The sequence below is a fragment of the Streptomyces sp. NBC_00457 genome, from assembly GCF_036014015.1.
Taxonomy (GTDB): Bacteria; Actinomycetota; Actinomycetes; order Streptomycetales; family Streptomycetaceae; genus Streptomyces.
Genome location: NZ_CP107905.1, coordinates 1,191,298 through 1,211,005, shown reverse-complemented (window position 1 = coordinate 1,211,005; position 19,708 = coordinate 1,191,298). Strand labels below are relative to the sequence as shown.

The window sequence follows — 19,708 nt, the reverse complement described above, 5'->3', positions numbered from 1 at the left end:
GGCAGGTGACGTTGCAGAACCCGTGCTCGGGAGGCACAGCTGAGTCGAGCACCGTGTGCCTGCTTTGTCCTGATCATCAGCACTGCCGTTGCAGTCGTGCCCCGTGCAGCACTTGTCGGTGTGGTGCGCATCGAGCGGCTGCCAGAGGAGGGGCCTGTGACTTGCGAAAGCGTCTCCCCCCAGGGATGGTCGGCACCGGACTCGCCACTGCTCCTGTCAAGAGGTGCGTGGCAACGAAACCGCCCATTCTGCATTGCCTGACACCGGCAATCTTGATGCGCTCTTCATGCCGGGCTCTCTCACTGGTCCGGGGGTCTGCCACTCTTGTCCGGCGTGCGTCAGGAGTACGCCAGCAGGGCGTCAAGAACAGAGGAGGCCGGGTGGCCGGGCGTGAGGTACCCGACGAGTATCTGGAGGGGTATGCCCAGATACTGACCGAGGCGTGCGTGACAGGCCGCCGCCTCACGCGGGACGAGCTGGAGTCCCTGCGCACCCGGGGAGAGCGTGCCGCCGAAGCCGGCCTCGGACTGCGGGTCCTCGTCCGTCGGCATCTGTCCGTGACCCGGGAGAGCCGGCCCACCCTCTCCGGCACGGAAGCCGATCGCGTGTTGGCCGTCGTCGAGCAGGCGATCGACGCCTTCGCCGAAGGCCATGAACGGGCACAGAGGCTCGCCGTACGGCAGGAGGAAGGCGTGCGGCGGGAGTTCATCGACGATCTGCTCTACGGCCGCAGCGACCTCGGGCGCCTGGCCGAGCGAGCCGAGCGCTTCGGGCTGCTCCTTTCCCGGGCCCATGCGGTAGCCGTCGCCCAGGGCAGCGAACCGGTGGAGGACACGCACCCGGCCACCCGGCAGGTGGAGAGCGCCCTGATCGGCAGATTCGGTGAACGGCACATCCTGCTCACCACCAAGGACGGGCGGCTGGTCTGCATCGCCCCCGGAGAGCAGGACGAGGTCCTGACGTTCTTCGCCAAACAGGCGCACGCGGCCACCGAAGGGGGCCAGGTCGCCATCGGACGCCCCCACCCGGGTGCCGGGGGAGTTGTCCACTCCTACGAAGAGGCCCTCAACGCCCTCGATCTGGCCGACCGGCTGCACATTGACGAGCCGGTGCTGCGCGCCGCCGACCTCCTCGTCTACCCGGTGCTGACCCGAGACCGACAGGCCATGGCCGACCTCGTGCGCAACACCCTGGGCCCACTGGAGTCCGCGCGCGGCGGCGCCCGGCCGCTCGTCGACACACTCACCGCATACTTCGACTCGGGGTGTGTCGCGGCCGAGGCGGCCCGCCGCCTGAGCCTGAGCGTGCGCGCCTTGACCTACCGCCTGGAGCGCATCCACAAGCTCACCGGCGCCAACCCGGCCGACTCCGTGCACCGTTACACCCTGCAGACCGCGGTGATCGGCGCCCGGCTCCTGGGCTGGCCGGACAACGACGTGTGATGTGCGGCCTGCCTTGCGTCGCTTTCCATTCTGTGGTGACTCCGCCGGCACCTCGCCTTGCGTCGGATCTTGCAGTACGAGAGCATCCCGGCCTGGTCGCTGTCGGCTGGTCTGCGTCTCGTGCGGGTGTGTGGTTGCCGAGGTACGGAAGGCAGTCAGGCACGACTGTGTCGAGCATGGTCTGAGCCCCGGAGGTGGTGAGAGGACGACAGGCGGGGCGATCCCGTCGTCGATGCCGCTCTCGACGTTCAGTAACTGCCGTAGTTCCGCGAGGACTTCTTTGCGCCCGACGATCGCGGAGTGGAGCCGGACGGCGTCCCGCCCGCCTTTTGGGTGTTCCCTCGCCGCCTGGCTCTTGGGCGGTCACGGTCTCGTCTTCCTGACCCTGCTCGGACCGACAGACGCGGGGGCCCGCCGACGGCCGATGCGCCGTCCCGCTTACTTTGCCGATGTCACTCCTGGGCGCCGGACGGCAATCAGCCATCAGCTTGGCCCCCTGTCCGAGCATTGCACGATGCAAAATGAGAGGGCCAGTCCTTCCGGCCGCTTTCCGCGCACTTCCCTGCGATGGCTTGGGCGGTGCGCCTCGTGGTACGGCGACGGTCCGGCGTCGCGCTGGGGGAGGGCCGTAGTCCTTACGAGAACCTGACGCGGCCGCGAAACCGCTCTCCCCCGTTCGCCCCACGGACAACTCTGGTCCCGTCCGCCACCGGCCCACGGTGGCGGCCCGAGCCCCGAGGAGCGGCACATGAGCAGGCACACCAGGCGCAAGTCCCCGCTACAGGTCCGGCTGTTCACGGCCGGGGCCGGCATCGTCGCCGCCGCGGCGGCGGTCGCGACGGTGACCGTCGCCTCGGCGGGCGAGCCCGGCGGCCGGGCCGCGCAGCCGCTCAAGGCCGGGGCGGACCATGCCGTGTTCGTCCAGGGCAACGAACTCGACGGCAACACCATCCACGCCTTCAAACGCGGCAAGGACGGCACCCTCAGCGCCGCCGGCCGCTACGCCACCGGCGGCAAGGGCGGCGACCAGATCGACGCCCCCACCGACTCCCTCGCCTCGCAGGGCTCCCTCGTCTACGACGACACCTCGGGCCTGCTGCTGGCGGTCAACGCGGGCAGCGGCACCGTGACCTCCTTCCAGGTCGACGGGCAGAAGCTGACACGCCGCCAAGTGGTCGACTCCGGCGGTGACTTCCCGGCCTCCATCGCCGTGCACGGGAACCTCGCCTACGTCATGAACGCGGGCGGCGCCGGCAGCCTCCAGGGCTTCAGGATCACGGCCAAGGGGCTGAAGCCCTTGCGCGACGCGCACCGCTCCCTCGGCCTGGACAACGACAAGGTCCCGCTGTTCTCCAGCTCGCCCGGCCAGGTCGCCTTCACCCCGGACGGCCGGGCCCTGGCCGTGACCACGAAATCCACCAACACCATCGAGGTCTTCCCGATACGCCGCGACGGACGTCCCGCACCCCGGCCGGTGGTCAACGACTCCGCCGGGGGCGTGCCGTTCGCGATCACCTTCGACAAGGGCGGCCGGATGCTCGGTGGCCGAGGCAGAGAAGTCGACGGTCAGCACGTACAAAGTGCGCGCCGACGGCCACCTCAAGGTGGTCCTGCGACCGCTGGCCAACGGCCAGGACACGCTGTGCTGGCTGGAGCGCGCCGGTGACTTCTTCTACGGCGGCAACACCGGCAACTCCACCGTCACCGGCTACCGCACCGACGCCCGTGGCCGGCTCGCCCTCACCAACGACGTCGGCATCGCCACGCCCCCGTCGGCCAGGTCCCAGGGGGTCATCGACCTGGCGGTGACCCAGGACGAGAAGTTCCTCTACGTGCAGAACGCCGTCTCCGGCACCGTCGACGGCTTCCGTATCGGCCGGAACGGCTCCCTCACCAAGGTCACCACCGCCACCGGACTGCCCACCTTCGCCGACTCCGGCATGGAGGGTATCGCCGCGGTGTAAAGGGAAAGCGGCCACCGCGACGCCGACGCCCCGGACACGTCGTCCGGGGCGTTACGCGCGTGAGCGTCGGTGCTCCAGCACGCCGCCGGGCCACCGCGGGACGACGCCGCGATGCTCCTGCTGCGCCACCACGGTCATGAGGAAGGAAAATCTGTTCCCATCGCCTGAGTGAGCAGGGACTTCGGCACGGTACAAAGGACGTATGCCGGAGCGCGAGACCCCCGCGGGGGCGATGGACGATGTTGACGTGGTGACCCGTGCGGTGCTGACCGCGTCGCGACTGCTGGTGGCGGTCTCCGCCCGTTCCCTTGCCGCGGTCGAGGAACGCGTGACGCTCCCGCAGTTCAGAATGCTGGTGGTGCTGTCCACGCGCGGGGCCACCAAGCTGGTCGCGCTCGCCGACCTGCTCCAGGTGGCACCGTCCACCGCGATGCGGATGGTCGACCGCCTCATCGCGGCGGGGCTGGCCGACCGGCAGGCCAATCCCGAGAACCGCCGCGAGACCCTCCTGCGGCTCACCGAGGAAGGCCGACGCACGGTCGAGGACGTCACCGCCCGGCGTCGCGCCGAGATCGCCGCCATCGTCGAACGGCTCACCCCAACACAGCGGCTGGCGCTCATGGAGGCCCTTGCCGCCTTCAACGAGGCTGGGGGAGAGCCCTTGGCGCCGGCGCTCGACGACGCGGAGCCGCACCCGCTGGGGTGGGCGGTGGACGTCCCGGTGGCCCGCGACGCCTGATCCCGGCGGGGCCGGCGGGCCAGGAGCGGTTTCCAGTCGCGGCCGCTACCTCTGCTCGGTCGCTGACCGTGACGACGTACCGCTGCAGGTCCGCGTCTGGCGCGGCTGCGGGGAGACCACCCAACCCGGCGATGCCATTGCCGTCGTGTACGACCCGAAGGGGCATGTGCCGCCGAGTTCGTCGGCGTGTGCGTGATCGCGGTCGCGAGGGTGCGCCGCCTCGCCGTTCACTCGATGGTCGGGTTGGGTGTGGGGGTCGGGGAGCTGGTGTTGACGTCCAGGTCCGGGCGCGGGGTGAGGGCGACCATCGGGGCACCGGGCTGGGCGGGGGGCGGGGTCAGCTGGTCCTTGGGGAGCTTGGGCGGGCTCGTCTGCTGGAAGTTGACCTGCTCGTAGTTGACCATGCCGGTGTTCTCCAGGACCGTGATGTGGTCCAGAACCGTGTCGTTGGCGAGGTCGGCCAGCTGGCGGACCAGGACGTTCTCGGTGCTTGCCCGGATCTTGGCGATGGCGGGGAAGATCTGGCCGTGGGTGACGCGCATGATGCTGACGGCGGTGGAGTCGAACTCCTGGCCGCTCTTGGAGTCCACGGTCGCCACGAACTGCTGTTGCTGAGGGCTTGCCTGGTTGGGCAGGGTGATGTTCAGCTCCGGTGCGATCTTCCGGCACATCTCATCGAGCCCGGCGTGCCCGACGATCAGGTGCTCGCCGGCCTCCTTCATCTCCTTCGTGGTGCCCCGCGCCATCGCCATCTCTCCCAAGGGGTACTCCCACAGGCCGGCCGAGCGGACCTTGACGACGAAGTCACGGTCGGCCTCGGTCAGTGGGCCGTACGGGGTGTTGGCGATGATGCGGGACGTGTTCGTCGCCGCGTTCTCGATGCCGAGCATGGCGGGGTAGGCGAGGGCGGCGAGGGTCAGACCCATCGCGCCGAACACGAAGACCGTCCCGGCCTTGTTGCGGGAGATCGGCATGGAGCCTCCTGACGTGAGCGAGCTGTGTGTCAGGGAGTACGGGTGCGCAGGACCCAAGCATCATTGCACTGGGTAAATTTTGCACTGGGGTGCGTGATGTGCATCACAGGCTGCTGCCCTTCGGGTCCGGCAGCCGCGGTGAGCGCGCCGCCTGTGCGCCGGGTGATGTCCAGGGCGACCGACCGCTGGTCGAAGTCCGTGACATGGGTGGCGGATCCGGGGCGAATGAGTCGTACGCGGCTGATGTCGTCCAGGCCGGTGGTGTGCAGGACGACCTCGCTGCCGTGGTCGGCGTCGGTCCGGCCGCCGAGGGCCGGTCCGGGCGGCGGCCGCCCTGGTGCAGGGAGGGCGGGGTGAAGACCTCGACACGCTGCTCGAAGTGGCCGGGGCGAGAGTCGGCCTTGTCGGCGAGTAGCTGGGGCGAAGGGCGAGCACGGAATGAACGAGCTCGCGTCCCAGGCCCTGTCGTTGCCAGGCGTCGCACACCGAGATGTCCAGGACCCGCCCTGTACGGCACCTCGTGCAGGCGCGGAGGCGCAGTCGCGCAATGGCGCGACCGTCATTGTCGAGCAGGACGATCTCAGTTGCTGCCCTCGCAGCGGCGGCGGGCTCGTTCGACCGCGCAGACGGGCCGACCCGGGTCACTTCTCCCGGAGTGGGGCACGCGCAGGCGCCACCCGGCAGTTCAATGACGTCCGCCATTCCGGTTCGCCGCCTTGTTCGCTTCCGGCCCGGTGGCCAGGTGGACAAGGTGGGCGACGAGTGCCCCGGCCAGCACGGCCCACGCCACGGAAGCGGTCCCGGCTGCCCGCCATCCGCCGATGCAGAGAAGCACCGCCACGGTTGCTCCCGCAGTCATCGGCCGGCGGCGGGCAAGGAAGCGCCACTGTCGGCGTGCGCTTCCCGGGTGGCGCATCTCCACCAGCGTGGTTCGGATCACCAGCAGGGCGATGACGGTCACGGGTGCTACTAGTGACGTGTCCATGGCCTCCTCCTTACGGTCCAGGCGGCCGTGCCCGTGATGGCTCCGGCAGACGACAGGTCAGGCACCCCATGTCGTTTGATGTCAAGCGGCAGGGGTGTAGGCGTGGTGCGACCAGGCGGTCGCTTCGTCGTAGAGGGTTCGGGTCTTGAGGCATCCGTGGAGGATGCCGACGAGACGGTTGCCGAGCTGCCGCAGGGCCGGGTTGTAGCCGGCCTCGCGGGCTCGTTGCTTGTCGTAGTAGCGGCGGGCACCGGGCGAGGCCCGCAGGGCGGAGAACATGGTCGGGTGGTCGAGTCCTGCTGTGGCGATCGTCACGAGAGTCTTCGGGGGCTGTTGCGTACGCTGATGGCGGTCGTTCGTCAGGGGTCCAGGGAGAGCTGCCCGGACATGCGACTCGTCATAGGGTGTGAAAAAAGACCTTGACCTGCAAACACGCAGGCAGGGAGCTTACCTGTGGGAGTGCTCCGATGTTGCGCACTATGTTCAGGTCCAAGATCTAACGCTTGGTCATCTCCGCAGGTCAAGGGCATGATAGCCGGGCTGGGGTCAGCAAACAGTCAGCGTCGGGCGCGGTGGCGTCCTGGCGTTGCTGACCTCTGGGCTGGGGAGTGACCCGGCCAGGGTAGTTCACCAGCCCCCACCCGGAGGTTTCATTCGTGCCCCGACAACTCGCCCGTGGCATGGGGTCCTTCTTCAAGGACTGCGCTTGTGCCAAGCCAACGCGCTGCCCACATCCGTACACGATTCGATTCAGGGACGCTCTCGGCAAGCAGCGCGAAGAGACCGGCTACGGCACACAGGACGACGCGATTGAACGCCTCACGCAGCTCTACGCGGAGAAGAAGCGCACGGCGCCATCCGTTGCCGAGGCCCGCCGAGAACTCGGCCAGCAGACGGTCGAGGAATACGCGAAGCAGTGGCGGCCCCGGCAGCGCCGGATGACGGAGTACTCCACGGGCGAGCACGTTGACAGCTCCATCAATGTGCACATCATTCCCCGGCTCGGGTCGCGGAAGCTGAACTCTGTCACGCCGATCGTGGTGGAGCGCTTCTTGGACGAGTTGGAGGCCGATGGGGTCGGTCGCGGCAACCAGGTGAACATATTCCGCACGCTGAAGGCGATCCTGCGGGACGCTTATGGCAAGGGAGCCATGGTGGATGACCCTGCAAAGGGCGTCCAAGAACCGGAGTACGTCCGGGAGAAGGTGGTCATCCCATCCCTCGACTACGTGGGGAAAGCGCTAGCTGTCGCTGATGAGCTTCTCGCGCTCGAGATCGTCATGATGGCAGGTTGTGGGTTGCGAAATGGCGAGGCCCGGGCGGTCAACGTCAACAACATCGTGGCGGACGATGTCTATAGAGTGCATGAGCAGATCCACTCCAACACGCACAAGCCGGCGAAGTTGAAGCACCGCAAGGCGGGTGAGTTCAGGGAGGTTCCTCTGCCGCGATCGGTCCGGGAAGCGATGGAGCGATACGAGGAGAAGCATGGGACCACGAAGGAGGGCTATCTGCTGCGTGGTCCCAGTGGGTACTACACGGAGCCAATGGAACGCCGTCGTGTGCGGAAGCTCTTCAAGAACCTTTCCGCGAAGGACGGTGTCGGCATGTACGGCTTTCGGCACTTTTTTGCCTCAAACGCGCTCGGGAACGGGATACCGATCACCGACGTCGCAGAATGGATGGGCCACAAGTCCATCGAGGAGACGTATCGCACCTACCGGCATCTGATGCCGGGCAGCATCACGAAGGCGGCCCGCATTCTGGATGCTGGTCTATGGCAAGCGGCTTGATGCGACACTTGCAGACAGCAGGCTTCGTCTGCTGGCGGTTCTGGGCGAGACTTGCCGCGCATGCTTCTGACCAGTGTGAGTATGTCGTTTGTGGGGACGTTGGCGGACTCTGGGCCGTCTATGGTCCGGATCTTGATCATGAATTGAGGCAGGCCGGAGGCGGGCAGAAGTGCGCATCTCAAACGGGCAGGACTCTGCCAAGCCGGAGGGACGAAGAGATCTTCTTGCAGTTGTCTACCTGGTGGCGCTGACCGGCGGATACGCAGTCCTGCGTGGTCCTGACCTGACCTGACCTGCGCTGATGCCTCTTTCATTGCCTTTCAGGTTGGTGCGGCGCTATGCAGTTGATTCTCCCCACGCGCTTCCCGGCGCGGCCGAAACTCCCCAGATTCTCCCCAGGGGAGCCCGTTTGGAGGCGGAGCCGTGCGAGGTTTGCTCTGGGTAAATCGATCACGGTGAGTGGCATGTCGACATGGCAGCCGTATGTGCTCAAGCGGCTGTCGTGTACGCCGAAGGGCCCAGTGGCGTCGGACAGGGCTGGACGTTGGTGGTGGGCAGGACGGCCGTCGGGAGGGTGGCGTCGGGCTTCGGTGGTACGGCTGCTCCCGGGACCCGTACGGCTGCCGCCCAATGTGGGGCAGCCCGCGACGTGGCGCCCGTCGTGTCACCCGTTCTCCCGCGCGGAAGTGCTGAGGGGACCGGAGGCCCTTTCACTGGCGGTAGTCCGGTACGTCATTCCTCGGGAGGCCCTCGCGCGGGTCCCCACGGACCGTCGCCGCGGCAGCGCCGGTGGTCGTCGGGAGTCAGCATGTCGTCATCTCAGCCCGCAGCCGAGCGTGCCACCGTTCCCCGCAAAGGCGTGCTGCGGCGCGTCGGCGAGTGGTGTGCCCGCCACTTCGTGACCGTCGTCGTCCTGTGGCTGGCCGCCCTCGCCGGGCTCCAGGTGCTGGACCGGGCGCACGGCGGCGAGTACTCGGATGACTTCACCCTGCCCAGTTCCCAGTCACAGGACGGCCTCGACGTCCTCAAGGCACACGACCCCGACGCCGGTGGATACGGCGCCCAGATCGTGCTGCACGACGCCTCCAAACCGCTCACCGACGTCAGCTCCCAGATCGCGACCGTGGTGACGAACCTGCAGAAACTGCCTCACGTGATCAGCGCGCAGAACCCCCTGCCCGCGCCCGGCACCACCCCGCCGCCCGCCGGGACCCCGAACGTCGGCCCACTCGCCACCGATGGGAAGACGGCCTACATCACTGTCAGATTCGACGCCCAGCCCTCCACGCTCGGCTCCTCCTACCTGGACGGGGTGGACACGGCTGTCCAACCGCTGCGCGCAGCCGACGTGACGGTGGAGTACGGCGGCCCGCTCGGCGAACTGGCCCGGCCGGAACCCGACGACCGCATCAGCGAGGCTATCGGCTTCGGCGTGGCGATCCTCGTGCTGCTGCTGGGCTTCGGCAGCGTCGTGGCGGCAGCACTGCCCTTGCTGACCGCGCTCATCGCAGTGATCTGCGGACTGGCACTCCTGGGACTGCTGGCCACGGCGTTCACCTTCGCTACGGTCTCGCCGACACTCGCCACGATGATCGGTCTCGGTGTCGGCATCGACTACGCGCTCTTCCTGATCACCCGGCACCGCCAGAACCTCATGAACGGGCAGGACCCGGTGATCGCGGCCGGCCTCGCGACGGCCACCAGCGGCCGCGCCGTGCTGGTCTCCGGCTGCACGGTCGTCATCGCCCTGTCGGGCCTGTGGGTCTCCGGCATCAGCTTCATCGGCAAACTCGGCCTGGCCGCCGCCGTCACCGTGGTCACGGCCGTGCTCGGCGCGCTCACCCTGGTCCCGGCGATGCTCGGACTGTTCGGCCGGCGGATCGACACGCTGCGGGTACGCAAGCCCGTCGCCGAGACCGACGCCGAACCCGGCGAGGAGGCCCACGGCACTTGGCACCGCTACGCCCAGCGCGTGGAGCGCCACCCCTGGAGGTTCCTGGCATCCGGCGTCGCGGTCCTGGCCGTCCTCGCGATCCCGCTCTTCTCCATCCAGCTCGGACACATCGGCGACGGAGCCGACCCGAAGTCCTTCACCGACCGACGCGCCTTCGACCTGATGTCGTCCGCGTTCGGGCCCGGCTCGAACGGCCCGATGACCCTCGTCATCGACCAGACCGACGTCCCACAGGCCGACCGCGCGTCACTGGCCACCGCCGCACAGAACGCCCTGGCCCAGGTGCCGGACGCGGCGACGATCACTCCCCTGAAGGCCACATCGGACGGTGATGTGCTGATCGGCACCGCGTACTCGGTGGCCGCTCCGCAGGATGAGAAGACCACCCATCTGGTCAACCGGCTGGTCGACGACGTCCTGCCCCAGGCGGTGTCCGGCACCGCTGCCCGTACGTATGTGACCGGTACGACGGCCGCTCAGGTCGACTTCCTGGACATCGTCTCCAGCCGACTGCCCCTGATCATCGCGGTGGTCGTCGGCCTCGCCTTCATCGTCATCCTCGTCGTCTTCCGCGGCGTGCTCGTCGCCCTCAAAGCGGCCGTACTCAACGTGCTGTCGATTGCGGCCTCGTACGGCGTCGTGGTGGCCGTCTTCCAGTGGGGCTGGGGCGGCCCGGCACTGGGCGTCTCCGGTGACGTTCCGATCGAGAGCTACGTGCCGATGATGATGTTCGCCATCGTCTTCGGGCTCAGCATGGACTACGAGATCTTCCTGCTCTCCCGCGTCCACGAGGCATGGCTGCGCACCGGGGAACCGAAGGCGAGCGTCGCGCACGCCCTGGAGATCACAGCGCGCGTCATCACGTGTGCGGCGCTCATCATGGTCAGCGTCTTCGCGGCATTCATCGTCAGCGACAACATCGTGGTCAAGATGCTCGGCCTGGGACTGGCCGCCAGCGTGCTCATCGACGCCACCATCGTCCGGCTGCTGCTCGTGCCCGCGGCCATGACCCTGCTCGGCCGATCCGCATGGTGGACACCCCGCTGGCTGGACAGGCTCCTGCCCCACGTGGACACCGAAGGAGAGCGCGAGACCCCCGCCACCGTGAACACTCAGGCACGCCTGGGCCAGGCCGAAGCGAGGCGGAGTGAATAGCGCCGATACGTCGCGGACTTGGCTCTGCAGCGGCAAGGCGCATAGCCATGATCAAGTGGGCGACGGCGAACAAAGCCCATCCGTGGCGCGTTTGACGATGCGTTTGCACCGGGTGCCGAGGCAGCGCTGGTCACTGGCTCGCGGTGTCGGTGGCGAGCGTCGCCGATGCCGGCGTCGGCTATCGGCCCGTGTGCCTTCTGCTGTGGGAGGTCACCGGCCGGCGCAACTGCTGCGCGCCCATCTGCCGGAACTGGCCGTACGGGTCGCGAACGTCGTCGACATCGCCCGGCTGCTGCCCGCAGAGGAACACCCGCACGGCATGAGTGACTTCGAGTACGACGGACTGTTCACCCCCGACAAGCCGGTGATCTTCGCCTACCACGGATATCCGTGGCTGATCCACCGCTGGCCTACCGCCGCACCGGCCACAAAAACCTGCATGTGCGCGGCTACAAGGAGATCGGGACCACGACCACGCCGTTCGACATGGTCGTCCGCAACGACCTCGACCGCTACCGCCTGGTCATGGACGTCATCGACCGCGTCCCCGGCCTCGCCGTGCGCGCCGCGGGCGTACGGCAGCGGATGGAGGACGCCCGGCTGCGCCATGACGAATGGATCCGCATCCACGGCACCGATCTGCCGGAGGTGGCCGACTGGGCTTGGGACGGCTGACGGAGGCCAACATGGCCCGCGCAGGGGGACGTTCGGCCCGCTGTCCGGGCCCTGCAGCCCCTCCGGCGGGCGTCGATGACGCGGGACATTGAAGGCGCAACGAGAGTCGACCACATCCTGCGCGTCGCACCCCTCGAAAGGGATGAGCATCATGGCAGTGCACGACCACCCCCACCGGCACCTGGGATTCCGCCCCCCGTCCCTGCGCAGGACCGGGACGGCTGAGGCGAGCGTCACGACGGCGACGGCGACCACCGCCTACGTCTTCGCCGGGCTCCGCATCCTGACGGGATTCGTCTTCCTGTGGGCGTTCCTCGACAAGACCTTCGGCTTCCGCTACGCCACCCAGTCCGGCAACGGCTGGATCGACGGCGGTTCACCGGCCAAGGGCTTCCTCGGCGGCGTTGCCGTGGGGCCGATGGAGTCCACCTTCCACGACTGGGCCGGGGCCGCGTGGGCGGACTGGCTGTTCATGCTCGGTCTGCTCGGCATCGGCCTCGCCCTGATCGCGGGCATCGGCCTCCGGCTCGCCGCGGTCGCCGGCACCGCGATGATGGCGCTGATGTGGATAGCGGAGTGGCCGCCGGCCAAGCACCTGTCCGACGGCTCGGCGAGCATGTCGACCAACCCCTTCGCCGACTACCACCTTGTCTACGCCGTCGTCCTCATCGCGCTTGCGGCCGCGGGCGCCGGCGCCACCTGGGGCCTGGGCAGGGCCTGGGCGCGGCTGCCCTTCGTCAGTCGGAACCGCTGGCTGCTCTGAGGGTTGCGCGCTCGTCAGACCGGGGCACCTCCGCTCGTCGGCGGGGGTGCCCCGGTGGTTCGTACGCCGGCGGCCAGGCGGTGCCGGACCGGGCCTGACAGGGCCCAACGGCCCGGCAAGCGAGTGACCGATGGCGCGCCCCGGGTACTCCGACAGGCCCTCCCCGCAGACATCGCGGGCGACGAGCATCGAAAGCACAGAAGTTCATGTGCAGAGCGAGGGAGAGACCGGCCATGACGGCAACGGTGACAGCTGGACCCAGGCCGACGACCGAGGCATGGCGTGGCTTCGCCGGCACGCGCTGGCGGGACCGGGTCGACGTGCGCGACTTCATCCAGGCCAACTACACGCCGTATGAAGGCGATTCCGTGTTCTTGACCGGGCCGACCGAGCGCACGCTTGCCGTCTGGCGCAAGGTCGCCGCGCTGTTCCCCGAGGAGCGGCGCAAGGGAATCCTGGATGTCGACCCGGGCAACCCGTCGACGATCACCTCGCACCGGCCTGGCTTCATCGACCGCGACCGTGAACTGATTGTCGGCCTGCAGACCGATGCCCCGCTGCGGCGGGCGATCATGCCCAATGGTGGCCTGCGGATGGTCGAGAACGGGCTGAAGGCGTACGGCTACACGGCAGACCCCTTCGTGACGCGCGTCTTCGGCGCCTACCGCAAGACCCACAACGACGGCGTCTTCGACGCGTACACCCCCGAAATGCGCGCCGCCCGCAAGGCCGGCATCATCACCGGCCTGCCGGACTCCTACGGCCGCGGCCGGATCATCGGCGACTACCGACGCGTCGCGCTGTACGGCACCGACCGGCTCATCGAGGCCAAGCAGGCCGAGCGCGCACTGCTGGACGCGCGGCCCTCGAGTCCGGATGTCATCCGTGACCGTGAGGAACTGGCCGAGCAGATACGGGCGTTGGGTGAACTGACGGAGATGGCGGCCTCCTACGGCTGCGACGTCTCCCGCCCCGCCGCCACTGCCCACGAGGCGGTGCAGTGGCTCTACCTCGGCTTCCTGGCGGCGGTGAAGGAGCAGAACGGCGCCGCGATGTCACTGGGCCGCACCTCCACCTTCCTGGACATCTATGTGCAGCGGGATCTGGACGAGGGCACGATTGACGAGACCCGCGCCCAGGAGCTGATCGACGACTTCGTGATCAAGCTGCGGATCGTACGGTTCCTGCGCACCCCCGAGTACGACGCGCTGTTCTCCGGCGACCCGACCTGGGTGACCGAGTCCATCGGCGGTATCGGCGGCGACGGACGCACCCTGGTCACCCGCACCTCCTTCCGCTTCCTGCAGACGCTCTACAACCTCGGCCCGGCCCCGGAGCCCAACCTGACCGTGCTGTGGTCACCTCAACTGCCGGACGGCTTCAAGGAGTTCTGCGCCCGAGTGTCCATCGACACCAGCGCCGTGCAGTACGAGTCCGACGACCTGCTGCGCCCGCGCACCGGCGACGACACCGCGATCGCCTGCTGCGTCTCCGCGATGACGGTGGGCCGGCAGATGCAGTTCTTCAGCGCCCGCGTCAACCTCGCTGGCCTCCGGCGGCTTCCACATGAACGTCAACGTCCTGGACCGGGCGACCCTGGAGGACGCCATGGAACACCCGGAGAAACACCCGGAGTTGACGATCCGGGTCTCGGGATACGCCGTCAACTTCGTCCGCCTGACCCGCGAGCAGCAGCTCGACGTGATCAGCCGCACCTTCCACGGATCGCTGTGAGAACCACCCTCGAGCCGGTGACGGGCCGGATCCACTCCTGGGACCTGTCCACGGGAGTGGACGGTCCCGGGACCCGGTTCGTGCTGTTCCTCAGCGGCTCCCCACTGCGCTGCCTGTACTGCGCCAACCCCGACACCTGGCACATGCGCGACGGTAAACGGGCCACCGTCGACGAGGTGATGGCCGAGATCGACAAGTACCGGGCCTTCATCACCGCCGCCCGTGGGGGCGTGACCCTCACCGGCGGCGAGGCCCTGCTGCAACCCGCGTTCACGGCCGAGATCTTCCGCCGGTGCAAGGCACTCGGCCTGCACACGGCCCTCGACACCTCGGGCTTCCTCGGCGCCCGCGCGAGTGACGATCTCCTCGCCGACACCGACCTGGTCCTGCTGGACATCAAGTCCTTCGACGTCCGTACCTACCGGAAACTGACCGGCGGCGAACTCGCACCCACCCTCACCTTCGCCACCCGCCTCGACCGCCTCGGCGTCCCGGTATGGATCCGCTACGTCCTGGTGCCCGGCTGGACCGACGACCCGGCGGCCGTGGACGGGCTCGGCGCCTTCCTCTCCGGCCTTGGCAACGTCGACCGGGTGGACGTCCTGCCGTTTCACAAGCTTGGCGCCCACAAGTACGACGCGCTCGGCATCCCCTTCCCACTGCGCGACACCCCCACGCCGGATCCGGACCTGACGGAGCGGGTGCGTGAGCAGATCCGGGAGCACGGGCTGCGGGCGCTTTGAACGACATGGTCTATGCGGGAGGTTCTGCCAGACCCAATGCTGTGAGCAGGCGCGCGAGAGGACCATCGGATGCGTATCGCACCTCGGACTCCTCCACGAACTTCCGCCCGTCCGGCCCTTTGATCTCTTTCCTGCGCTTCTCGCTGACGCGTCCCTTGCGGTGAAACTCGCGGATCAGAAACGCGGCGGCCAAGGTGACTGCACCCAGCTCGGCGATGAACATGCTCTGACCTGCTTGCCCGACCGCGTTCACGAACAAGGGAGCCGTCTCGGGACGATCTTCGAGTGTCCTGAGCATCCCGAGCCGCAGCAGTTCGTCACGTTCGGAATCCCCGGCCAGCTTCTCGATCTCCTCCTTGAGGTGCCTCCCTTCGTCGGGGTCCTCGAAACTTGCCTGCCAGAGGTCCGTGACCTCCTTGGGGAGGTCGACGTCGAGTGCGCTGAAGAGATAGGTCCGCGCCGCCTCCTCGAGCGCGTTGCCCTCGAGATGTGCGAGGGTTGCGCGGGCCTGGGTCACGTCGGCAGCGTTCACTGTTGCTCCTTAAGCCGTTGGGTTCACAGGACCTGGGTAGCCGTGCAACACGAAGGCGTCGGCTACACGTGGTGGGACAGCTTCCCTCAGCGCGCCGCGGGTTCGCGTCAGTTGGGTCGCGAGCGGCAGACCGGGTTCGGCCAGGCACCGGGCGAGAAGTTCGTTGGCAAACAGCTGGGCGGGGCCGACCACGACCGGCCACAGCGGTGCTACGAAGGCAAGGACTCCGGACCTGAGGAAGGCGCGCGCGAGCCCGATCTGCTCCCCTCCGAGGGTGACGCCGGTACTGCCGCTCATGCAGGCTGTCGATACGACGGCGCGGCAGCGACTGTGGGTATCTGCCACGTCGTTCCAGTCGTACAGATAACGGGTGCCGTATTCGGCACGATTGAGTACGTCGGACATCTTCGGGGGTGCGTGTTCCCCGTCGGAGAGCAGGAGCCCGAAGCGGCCGCGGTCGCGGTTGACGACGCCGTGGCAGCTCAGTTTGAGCCAGGTCGAGGTGTCGACGAGTTCGGCGACGCCGGCGCGGGTCGCAGCAGTGTCCGAGACCACCTCATAGGGTGCCCCGTGCTGTGCGCACAGGGCACGTAACCCCTCGCCGCCGGCGATCAGGGCCGGCACGAACGGCTCGAGTTCATCGTGGCCCCAGCATCGGACCTCGCCCACTGTGTCGGCCTGCCGGACACACGCGGTGGCGCGATGGGCAAGGGAGAGAGCAACGGCGAGGCTGGGGCTCAGCGCCACGTCGTAACCCGGCAGTGCCGCATGCATCGGTATGCCGGCCATGGGTGCGGACGGGACGACGGTCAGCGGTACGGCGGGGTCGATCGGCAGCTGTGCGAGGGCTTCGGCCGCGGCATCGCGGAAGGCGCGGAACGTCGCGACGCCCTCGAGGACATCACTGGATTCCAAAGGCAGTGACCGGTCAAGGCGGTTCGCGATACGCTCGCCGAGCCCGTCCACGAGGCTGGTGGGCAACGGCTTTCCGCGATGCACGGTCGGGGCTCCGCCATCGGAGGCGACAAGCAACGGCAGCTGCGTTTGTCCGCCCTCGAGCCACTGGAGAATCTGTACCGAGGCGTCCTGAGGGGCACGCATCTCGCTACTGACAGGCAGATGCTCGCGAGCGATCTGCAGGGACAACTGGAGCGATGAACCAAGATCGGCGACCATGCTGAGTAACCGATCAAGGCGCTCACCCTCGGGTGCGGTGATGAGCCGAGCGCTCAGGGCGCGGACGTTCGACAGCGTATCGGCGAGGGTCACGGTCGTTGAGCCCGCCGTCGCCGCACTTGCGTAATCCGTCAGGAACGCGCCGACCTGCTCGACGTGGCGGCCCGCGTCGTGCCACCGCCCATCGTCGATGGCCATCTCCGCTGCCACGCCGGCAGCCTGCATGCCGACCACCGGCTGGCGCAGGGAGACGAGCGCGGTTTCCAAGACCTCCCGGGCGAGCACTCTGTCGCCGGCCAGACGCACCGCGTCCGCCCATGTGATCGCAAATTCCGGGTCACTTGTGGCACGCGCCGGCAGGTCGAACTTGCGCGCGAGCTCCAGTGTCATGGCGGTCAGCTGCGGCCCGGGGTCCCCCGACCGGAGTGCGGCGACCGAGCTGATACCAAGTGTCAGCAACTGCTGTCGGGCGGAGGTGAACGGGCTGTTGCGCACTTTGTCCAGCAACAGTGGTACCGCTTCCTCCCGTCCAAGCGCCCGGGCGTTGGTCGCCAGCGTCTGCACGAAGCGCGCCAGTTGATCGTCGAGTGGCTCGGCGCGTACCAGCTCGGCCGCTTCGTCGAGAACGGCTTGCGCCTCCTGCCATTGACCGTTGCGCTGAAGCGCCAGCGCGAGGCCGAACAGCACATCGAACCGCTCGCGCCCGCCGAGACCGTCGAGCAGCTCGCGGAACTCCGAGATCGCTCGCGGCAGGTATCCCTCATCACGCAGCGCTCGGGCACGGTTGAGACGGACCACACGGGTATCGTCGTCGTGCCCGGAGCCCTGGAGCATCTCGAGTGCCCGCTCGTACGCAGTGAAAGCGCCCCGCGTGTCAAGCATCGCGCGCAGGGCGTTCCCACGCTCGTTGAGCAGGTTCGCACGTCGCGTCGCGGCCTGATGCCGGTCGAACGAGTCCCACTCGAGCACCTCGTCCACGTGATCGAGCAGGGCAAGCGCCTGGTGTGGGTCCCCGCTGTTCGTCAGTCGTTCGGCAAGAGTCCGCACGGTCGGCACGACCAGGATCAGGCGTTCACGCTCGAGTCGGTCAAGCAGCAACGGCACCAGTGCGATCGCGTCGTCGAACTGCATGGCGGTGGCCAGGTGGGCGAGCGTCGCAGCCGTCACCTGGGGATCACTCTCGCGCTCGGCGGCCACCTCGAGGGTGGAGTCGACGAGTCCGCCGAGGTCCTTCACCGGTTCCTGGATGCGCATCCGGCCGTGGTGGCGCCGCAGCACCTCCACACCGTGGCCCAGTGCGGAGGCGATGGCCGTCATCTGCGCCACCTCCTTCTCGGCGTCGATCGGTGGCTGTCCGGCGACGATTGCCCGCAGCACATCCTCGGTGTCCACGAGCCTGCGCCACGTGTCCGGGTCGTCGTGCAGCTCATCGCCTCGACGGAGCGCCGCCACGAGTTCCTCGGCCAGTTCCCGACGACGCGGGGAAGGCCGTTCGCCTGCCGCGGCTCCGAGCGCGGCGTCGATCACGGCAGGGTCTGCGCGTTCTTTGCCCGTCCCCGCCACCATCGCGATGGTGTGCAGCACCCGATCGTCCTCGAAGCAGGCTGGAACGAAGTGGTCCTCGACAGCGGCGTACGGATCGAATCCCGCGAGCGGCGTCTCGGCGAAAACTTCGAAGAAGCTGATCGTGAGCTGAAACCGGCGCGCCTCATCCAGCCGGGACCGTGCCTCCCGCTCGGTCATTCCTTCCGACAGCGCTGTGAAGACCACCACACCCGGACGCCCGATCAGCGCGAGCGCGGCATGGTAGTGGCGATCGCGAGCTCCCACAGGTGACAGCGGCGGCGGTCCGTCATCGGACGCGACGCCGACGATCTCCGCCAATGAGTCGAAGCGGATTCTGGACAATGCCGCAACCCCGACGGCCTCGCGGAACTCCGCCACATCGCGGATGACCTCCGCGCGCCAGTTCTCCGGGATGTGGGGGACTACGGCGTCGAGCAGGTCGTCCACATCCGGGCCGTCGGCATCGGTCGGAGGTCGCAGCAGGAGCCGCTCAGCCGGGGCGATTGCCACCAGGTAGATCCGTTCGACGCGCTCATTGGCTCGGAGGCATTGCGGGCACACCGCAAAGCGCGTGGCCCCGGTGACAATGCGTTCAACGTCATCGAAGTCATCCGGAAAGCCGGCCTAGATGACCTCAACTCCCCTCGCATGGACGGAGAATCCACAATGCGGGCACGGTACGGTGCCTTCATCCCCCATAGGCGGACCGTACTGCCGACTCGCATGCGTGGGGAGTACCTCGCCCTCATCAACAACCCTTCATGCCGGGCTGTGATAGGCGGCTCGCATGATGTCCTGCATGTCATCGAGCATGGGCATCCGCGGGTTGGCCGGCGCGCACTGGTCTTCGTAGGCGTTGAGGGCCTGCTGGGGCAAGGCTTCGAGGAACTTCCGCTCGTCGACGCCGAGCAGGCGGAATGACGGCTCGATGCCCACGGCATCGCGCAGCCGCTCCACCGCGCGGGCAAGCGACTCCACGCCCTCCTGAGGCGTGGCGGCGGGCAGGCCGAGGGTGCGGGCGATGTCCTGGAAGCGTTCAGGGGCGCGGTAGTTCTCGTACTTTGGCCAGCCGGTGAGCTTGGTCGGCACGGTGCCGTTGTAGCGGATGACGTGGGGGAGCAGCACCGCGTTGGTGCGGCCGTGCGCGATGTGGAAGGTGGCGCCGAGGGTGTGGGACATGGCGTGGACGATGCCGAGGAAGGCGTTTCCTGGTCGACGAGGGGCGGTGACCGCCGTGGTGCTAGGGACGCTGCTTTCCGGCGTTTCGTGTGTGGAGCAGTCCGACGAGCCAGGCGCCTGCCAGGAGGGCGCAGGCGGACTCGATGAATCCCCTCGGGCCGTGACCACCCGTCGCGAGGTCGCTGACGTAAAGGACCGCGAGGAAGGATCCGAAGAGGAAGAGGACGATGGAGGCGATGCCGAAAGCCGGCCTTCTTTTCATGCTGGCTCCTTGGACGTTGCAAGGGGTGCGGGGGTGGGAAGGCCCGCCGGTGGCCGAGGGCGGCCACCGGCG

General features: G+C 68.2%; 15 protein-coding genes and 2 pseudogenes. 9 read left to right on the top strand and 8 right to left on the bottom strand.

Features of this window, described 5'->3' with window-relative positions; genetic code table 11:
- The first annotated feature begins 380 nt into the window (after window positions 1-380).
- The 4 genes from OG828_RS05625 to OG828_RS05610 all read left to right on the top strand — a co-directional run bounded on the left by OG828_RS05625 (window position 381) and on the right by OG828_RS05610 (window position 4,145).
- Window positions 381-1,442, top strand: a complete 1,062-nt coding sequence (locus OG828_RS05625) for a PucR family transcriptional regulator (protein WP_328350848.1) — start codon at window positions 381-383, stop codon at window positions 1,440-1,442.
- Window positions 1,443-2,190: 748 nt separating this feature from the next.
- Complete coding sequence (locus OG828_RS05620) at window positions 2,191-3,108, top strand: lactonase family protein (RefSeq protein WP_328500294.1); 918 nt, start codon at window positions 2,191-2,193, stop codon at window positions 3,106-3,108.
- Complete coding sequence (locus OG828_RS05615) at window positions 3,023-3,406, top strand: beta-propeller fold lactonase family protein (protein WP_328500293.1); 384 nt, start codon at window positions 3,023-3,025, stop codon at window positions 3,404-3,406. Before OG828_RS05620 ends, OG828_RS05615 begins: the two co-directional genes overlap by 86 nt.
- A 202-nt stretch (window positions 3,407-3,608) precedes the next feature.
- Window positions 3,609-4,145 carry a MarR family winged helix-turn-helix transcriptional regulator gene (locus OG828_RS05610; protein WP_328350842.1) on the top strand — a complete coding sequence of 179 codons (537 nt, stop codon included), beginning with the start codon at window positions 3,609-3,611 and terminating at the stop codon, window positions 4,143-4,145.
- Between the two features lie 227 nt (window positions 4,146-4,372).
- On the opposite strand, the gene OG828_RS05605 is transcribed toward OG828_RS05610, so the two are convergent.
- The 4 genes from OG828_RS05605 to OG828_RS05590 all read right to left on the bottom strand — a co-directional run bounded on the left by OG828_RS05605 (window position 4,373) and on the right by OG828_RS05590 (window position 6,419).
- A complete protein-coding gene (locus OG828_RS05605; RefSeq protein WP_328350839.1) occupies window positions 4,373-5,119 on the bottom strand; it encodes a DUF4142 domain-containing protein in 747 nt (248 codons plus the stop codon).
- 29 nt (window positions 5,120-5,148) lie between these two features.
- Window positions 5,149-5,682 (bottom strand): DUF1929 domain-containing protein, encoded by a 534-nt coding sequence (locus tag OG828_RS05600; RefSeq protein ID WP_328500292.1) that lies wholly within the window; start codon window positions 5,680-5,682, stop codon window positions 5,149-5,151.
- 122 nt (window positions 5,683-5,804) lie between these two features.
- Complete coding sequence (locus OG828_RS05595; protein ID WP_328500291.1) at window positions 5,805-6,080, bottom strand: hypothetical protein; 276 nt, start codon at window positions 6,078-6,080, stop codon at window positions 5,805-5,807.
- A 105-nt stretch (window positions 6,081-6,185) separates the two neighbouring features.
- Window positions 6,186-6,419 (bottom strand): hypothetical protein, encoded by a 234-nt coding sequence (locus OG828_RS05590; RefSeq protein ID WP_443062372.1) that lies wholly within the window; start codon window positions 6,417-6,419, stop codon window positions 6,186-6,188.
- A 341-nt stretch (window positions 6,420-6,760) separates the two neighbouring features.
- Here OG828_RS05590 and OG828_RS05585 point away from each other — a divergent pair, with 341 nt between their 5' ends.
- The 5 genes and pseudogenes from OG828_RS05585 to pflA all read left to right on the top strand — a co-directional run bounded on the left by OG828_RS05585 (window position 6,761) and on the right by pflA (window position 14,921).
- Window positions 6,761-7,897, top strand: coding sequence for a tyrosine-type recombinase/integrase (locus tag OG828_RS05585; protein ID WP_328500290.1), 1,137 nt, complete (start codon window positions 6,761-6,763; stop codon window positions 7,895-7,897).
- 808 nt (window positions 7,898-8,705) lie between these two features.
- The gene (locus OG828_RS05580; RefSeq protein WP_328500289.1) at window positions 8,706-11,006 is read left to right on the top strand and encodes an MMPL family transporter; all 2,301 of its coding nucleotides are present in this window, start codon (window positions 8,706-8,708) and stop codon (window positions 11,004-11,006) included.
- 220 nt (window positions 11,007-11,226) lie between these two features.
- Window positions 11,227-11,681 (top strand): annotated as a pseudogene (locus OG828_RS05575) (phosphoketolase); the annotation flags it as partial.
- Between the two features lie 151 nt (window positions 11,682-11,832).
- Window positions 11,833-12,444: a hypothetical protein gene (locus OG828_RS05570; protein WP_328500288.1), complete on the top strand. Its 612-nt coding sequence runs from the start codon at window positions 11,833-11,835 to the stop codon at window positions 12,442-12,444.
- Window positions 12,445-12,677: 233 nt separating this feature from the next.
- The gene (pflA, locus tag OG828_RS05565; protein ID WP_443062371.1) at window positions 12,678-14,921 is read left to right on the top strand and encodes a pyruvate formate-lyase-activating protein; all 2,244 of its coding nucleotides are present in this window, start codon (window positions 12,678-12,680) and stop codon (window positions 14,919-14,921) included.
- Window positions 14,922-14,931: 10 nt separating this feature from the next.
- On the opposite strand, the gene OG828_RS05555 is transcribed toward pflA, so the two are convergent.
- From OG828_RS05555 to OG828_RS05540, 4 genes and pseudogenes are all read right to left on the bottom strand, one after another.
- Window positions 14,932-15,453 carry a hypothetical protein gene (locus OG828_RS05555; RefSeq protein WP_328500286.1) on the bottom strand — a complete coding sequence of 174 codons (522 nt, stop codon included), beginning with the start codon at window positions 15,451-15,453 and terminating at the stop codon, window positions 14,932-14,934.
- 9 nt (window positions 15,454-15,462) lie between these two features.
- On the bottom strand, window positions 15,463-18,705 hold the full coding sequence (locus OG828_RS05550; protein WP_328500285.1) for a CHAT domain-containing protein: 3,243 nt from the start codon (window positions 18,703-18,705) through the stop codon (window positions 15,463-15,465).
- Window positions 18,706-18,954: 249 nt separating this feature from the next.
- Window positions 18,955-19,404, bottom strand: a pseudogene (locus tag OG828_RS05545) (bifunctional acetaldehyde-CoA/alcohol dehydrogenase); the annotation flags it as partial.
- A gap of 31 nt (window positions 19,405-19,435) precedes the next feature.
- A complete protein-coding gene (locus OG828_RS05540) occupies window positions 19,436-19,636 on the bottom strand; it encodes a hypothetical protein (protein WP_328505065.1) in 201 nt (66 codons plus the stop codon).
- Between the last annotated feature and the right edge of the window lie 72 nt (window positions 19,637-19,708).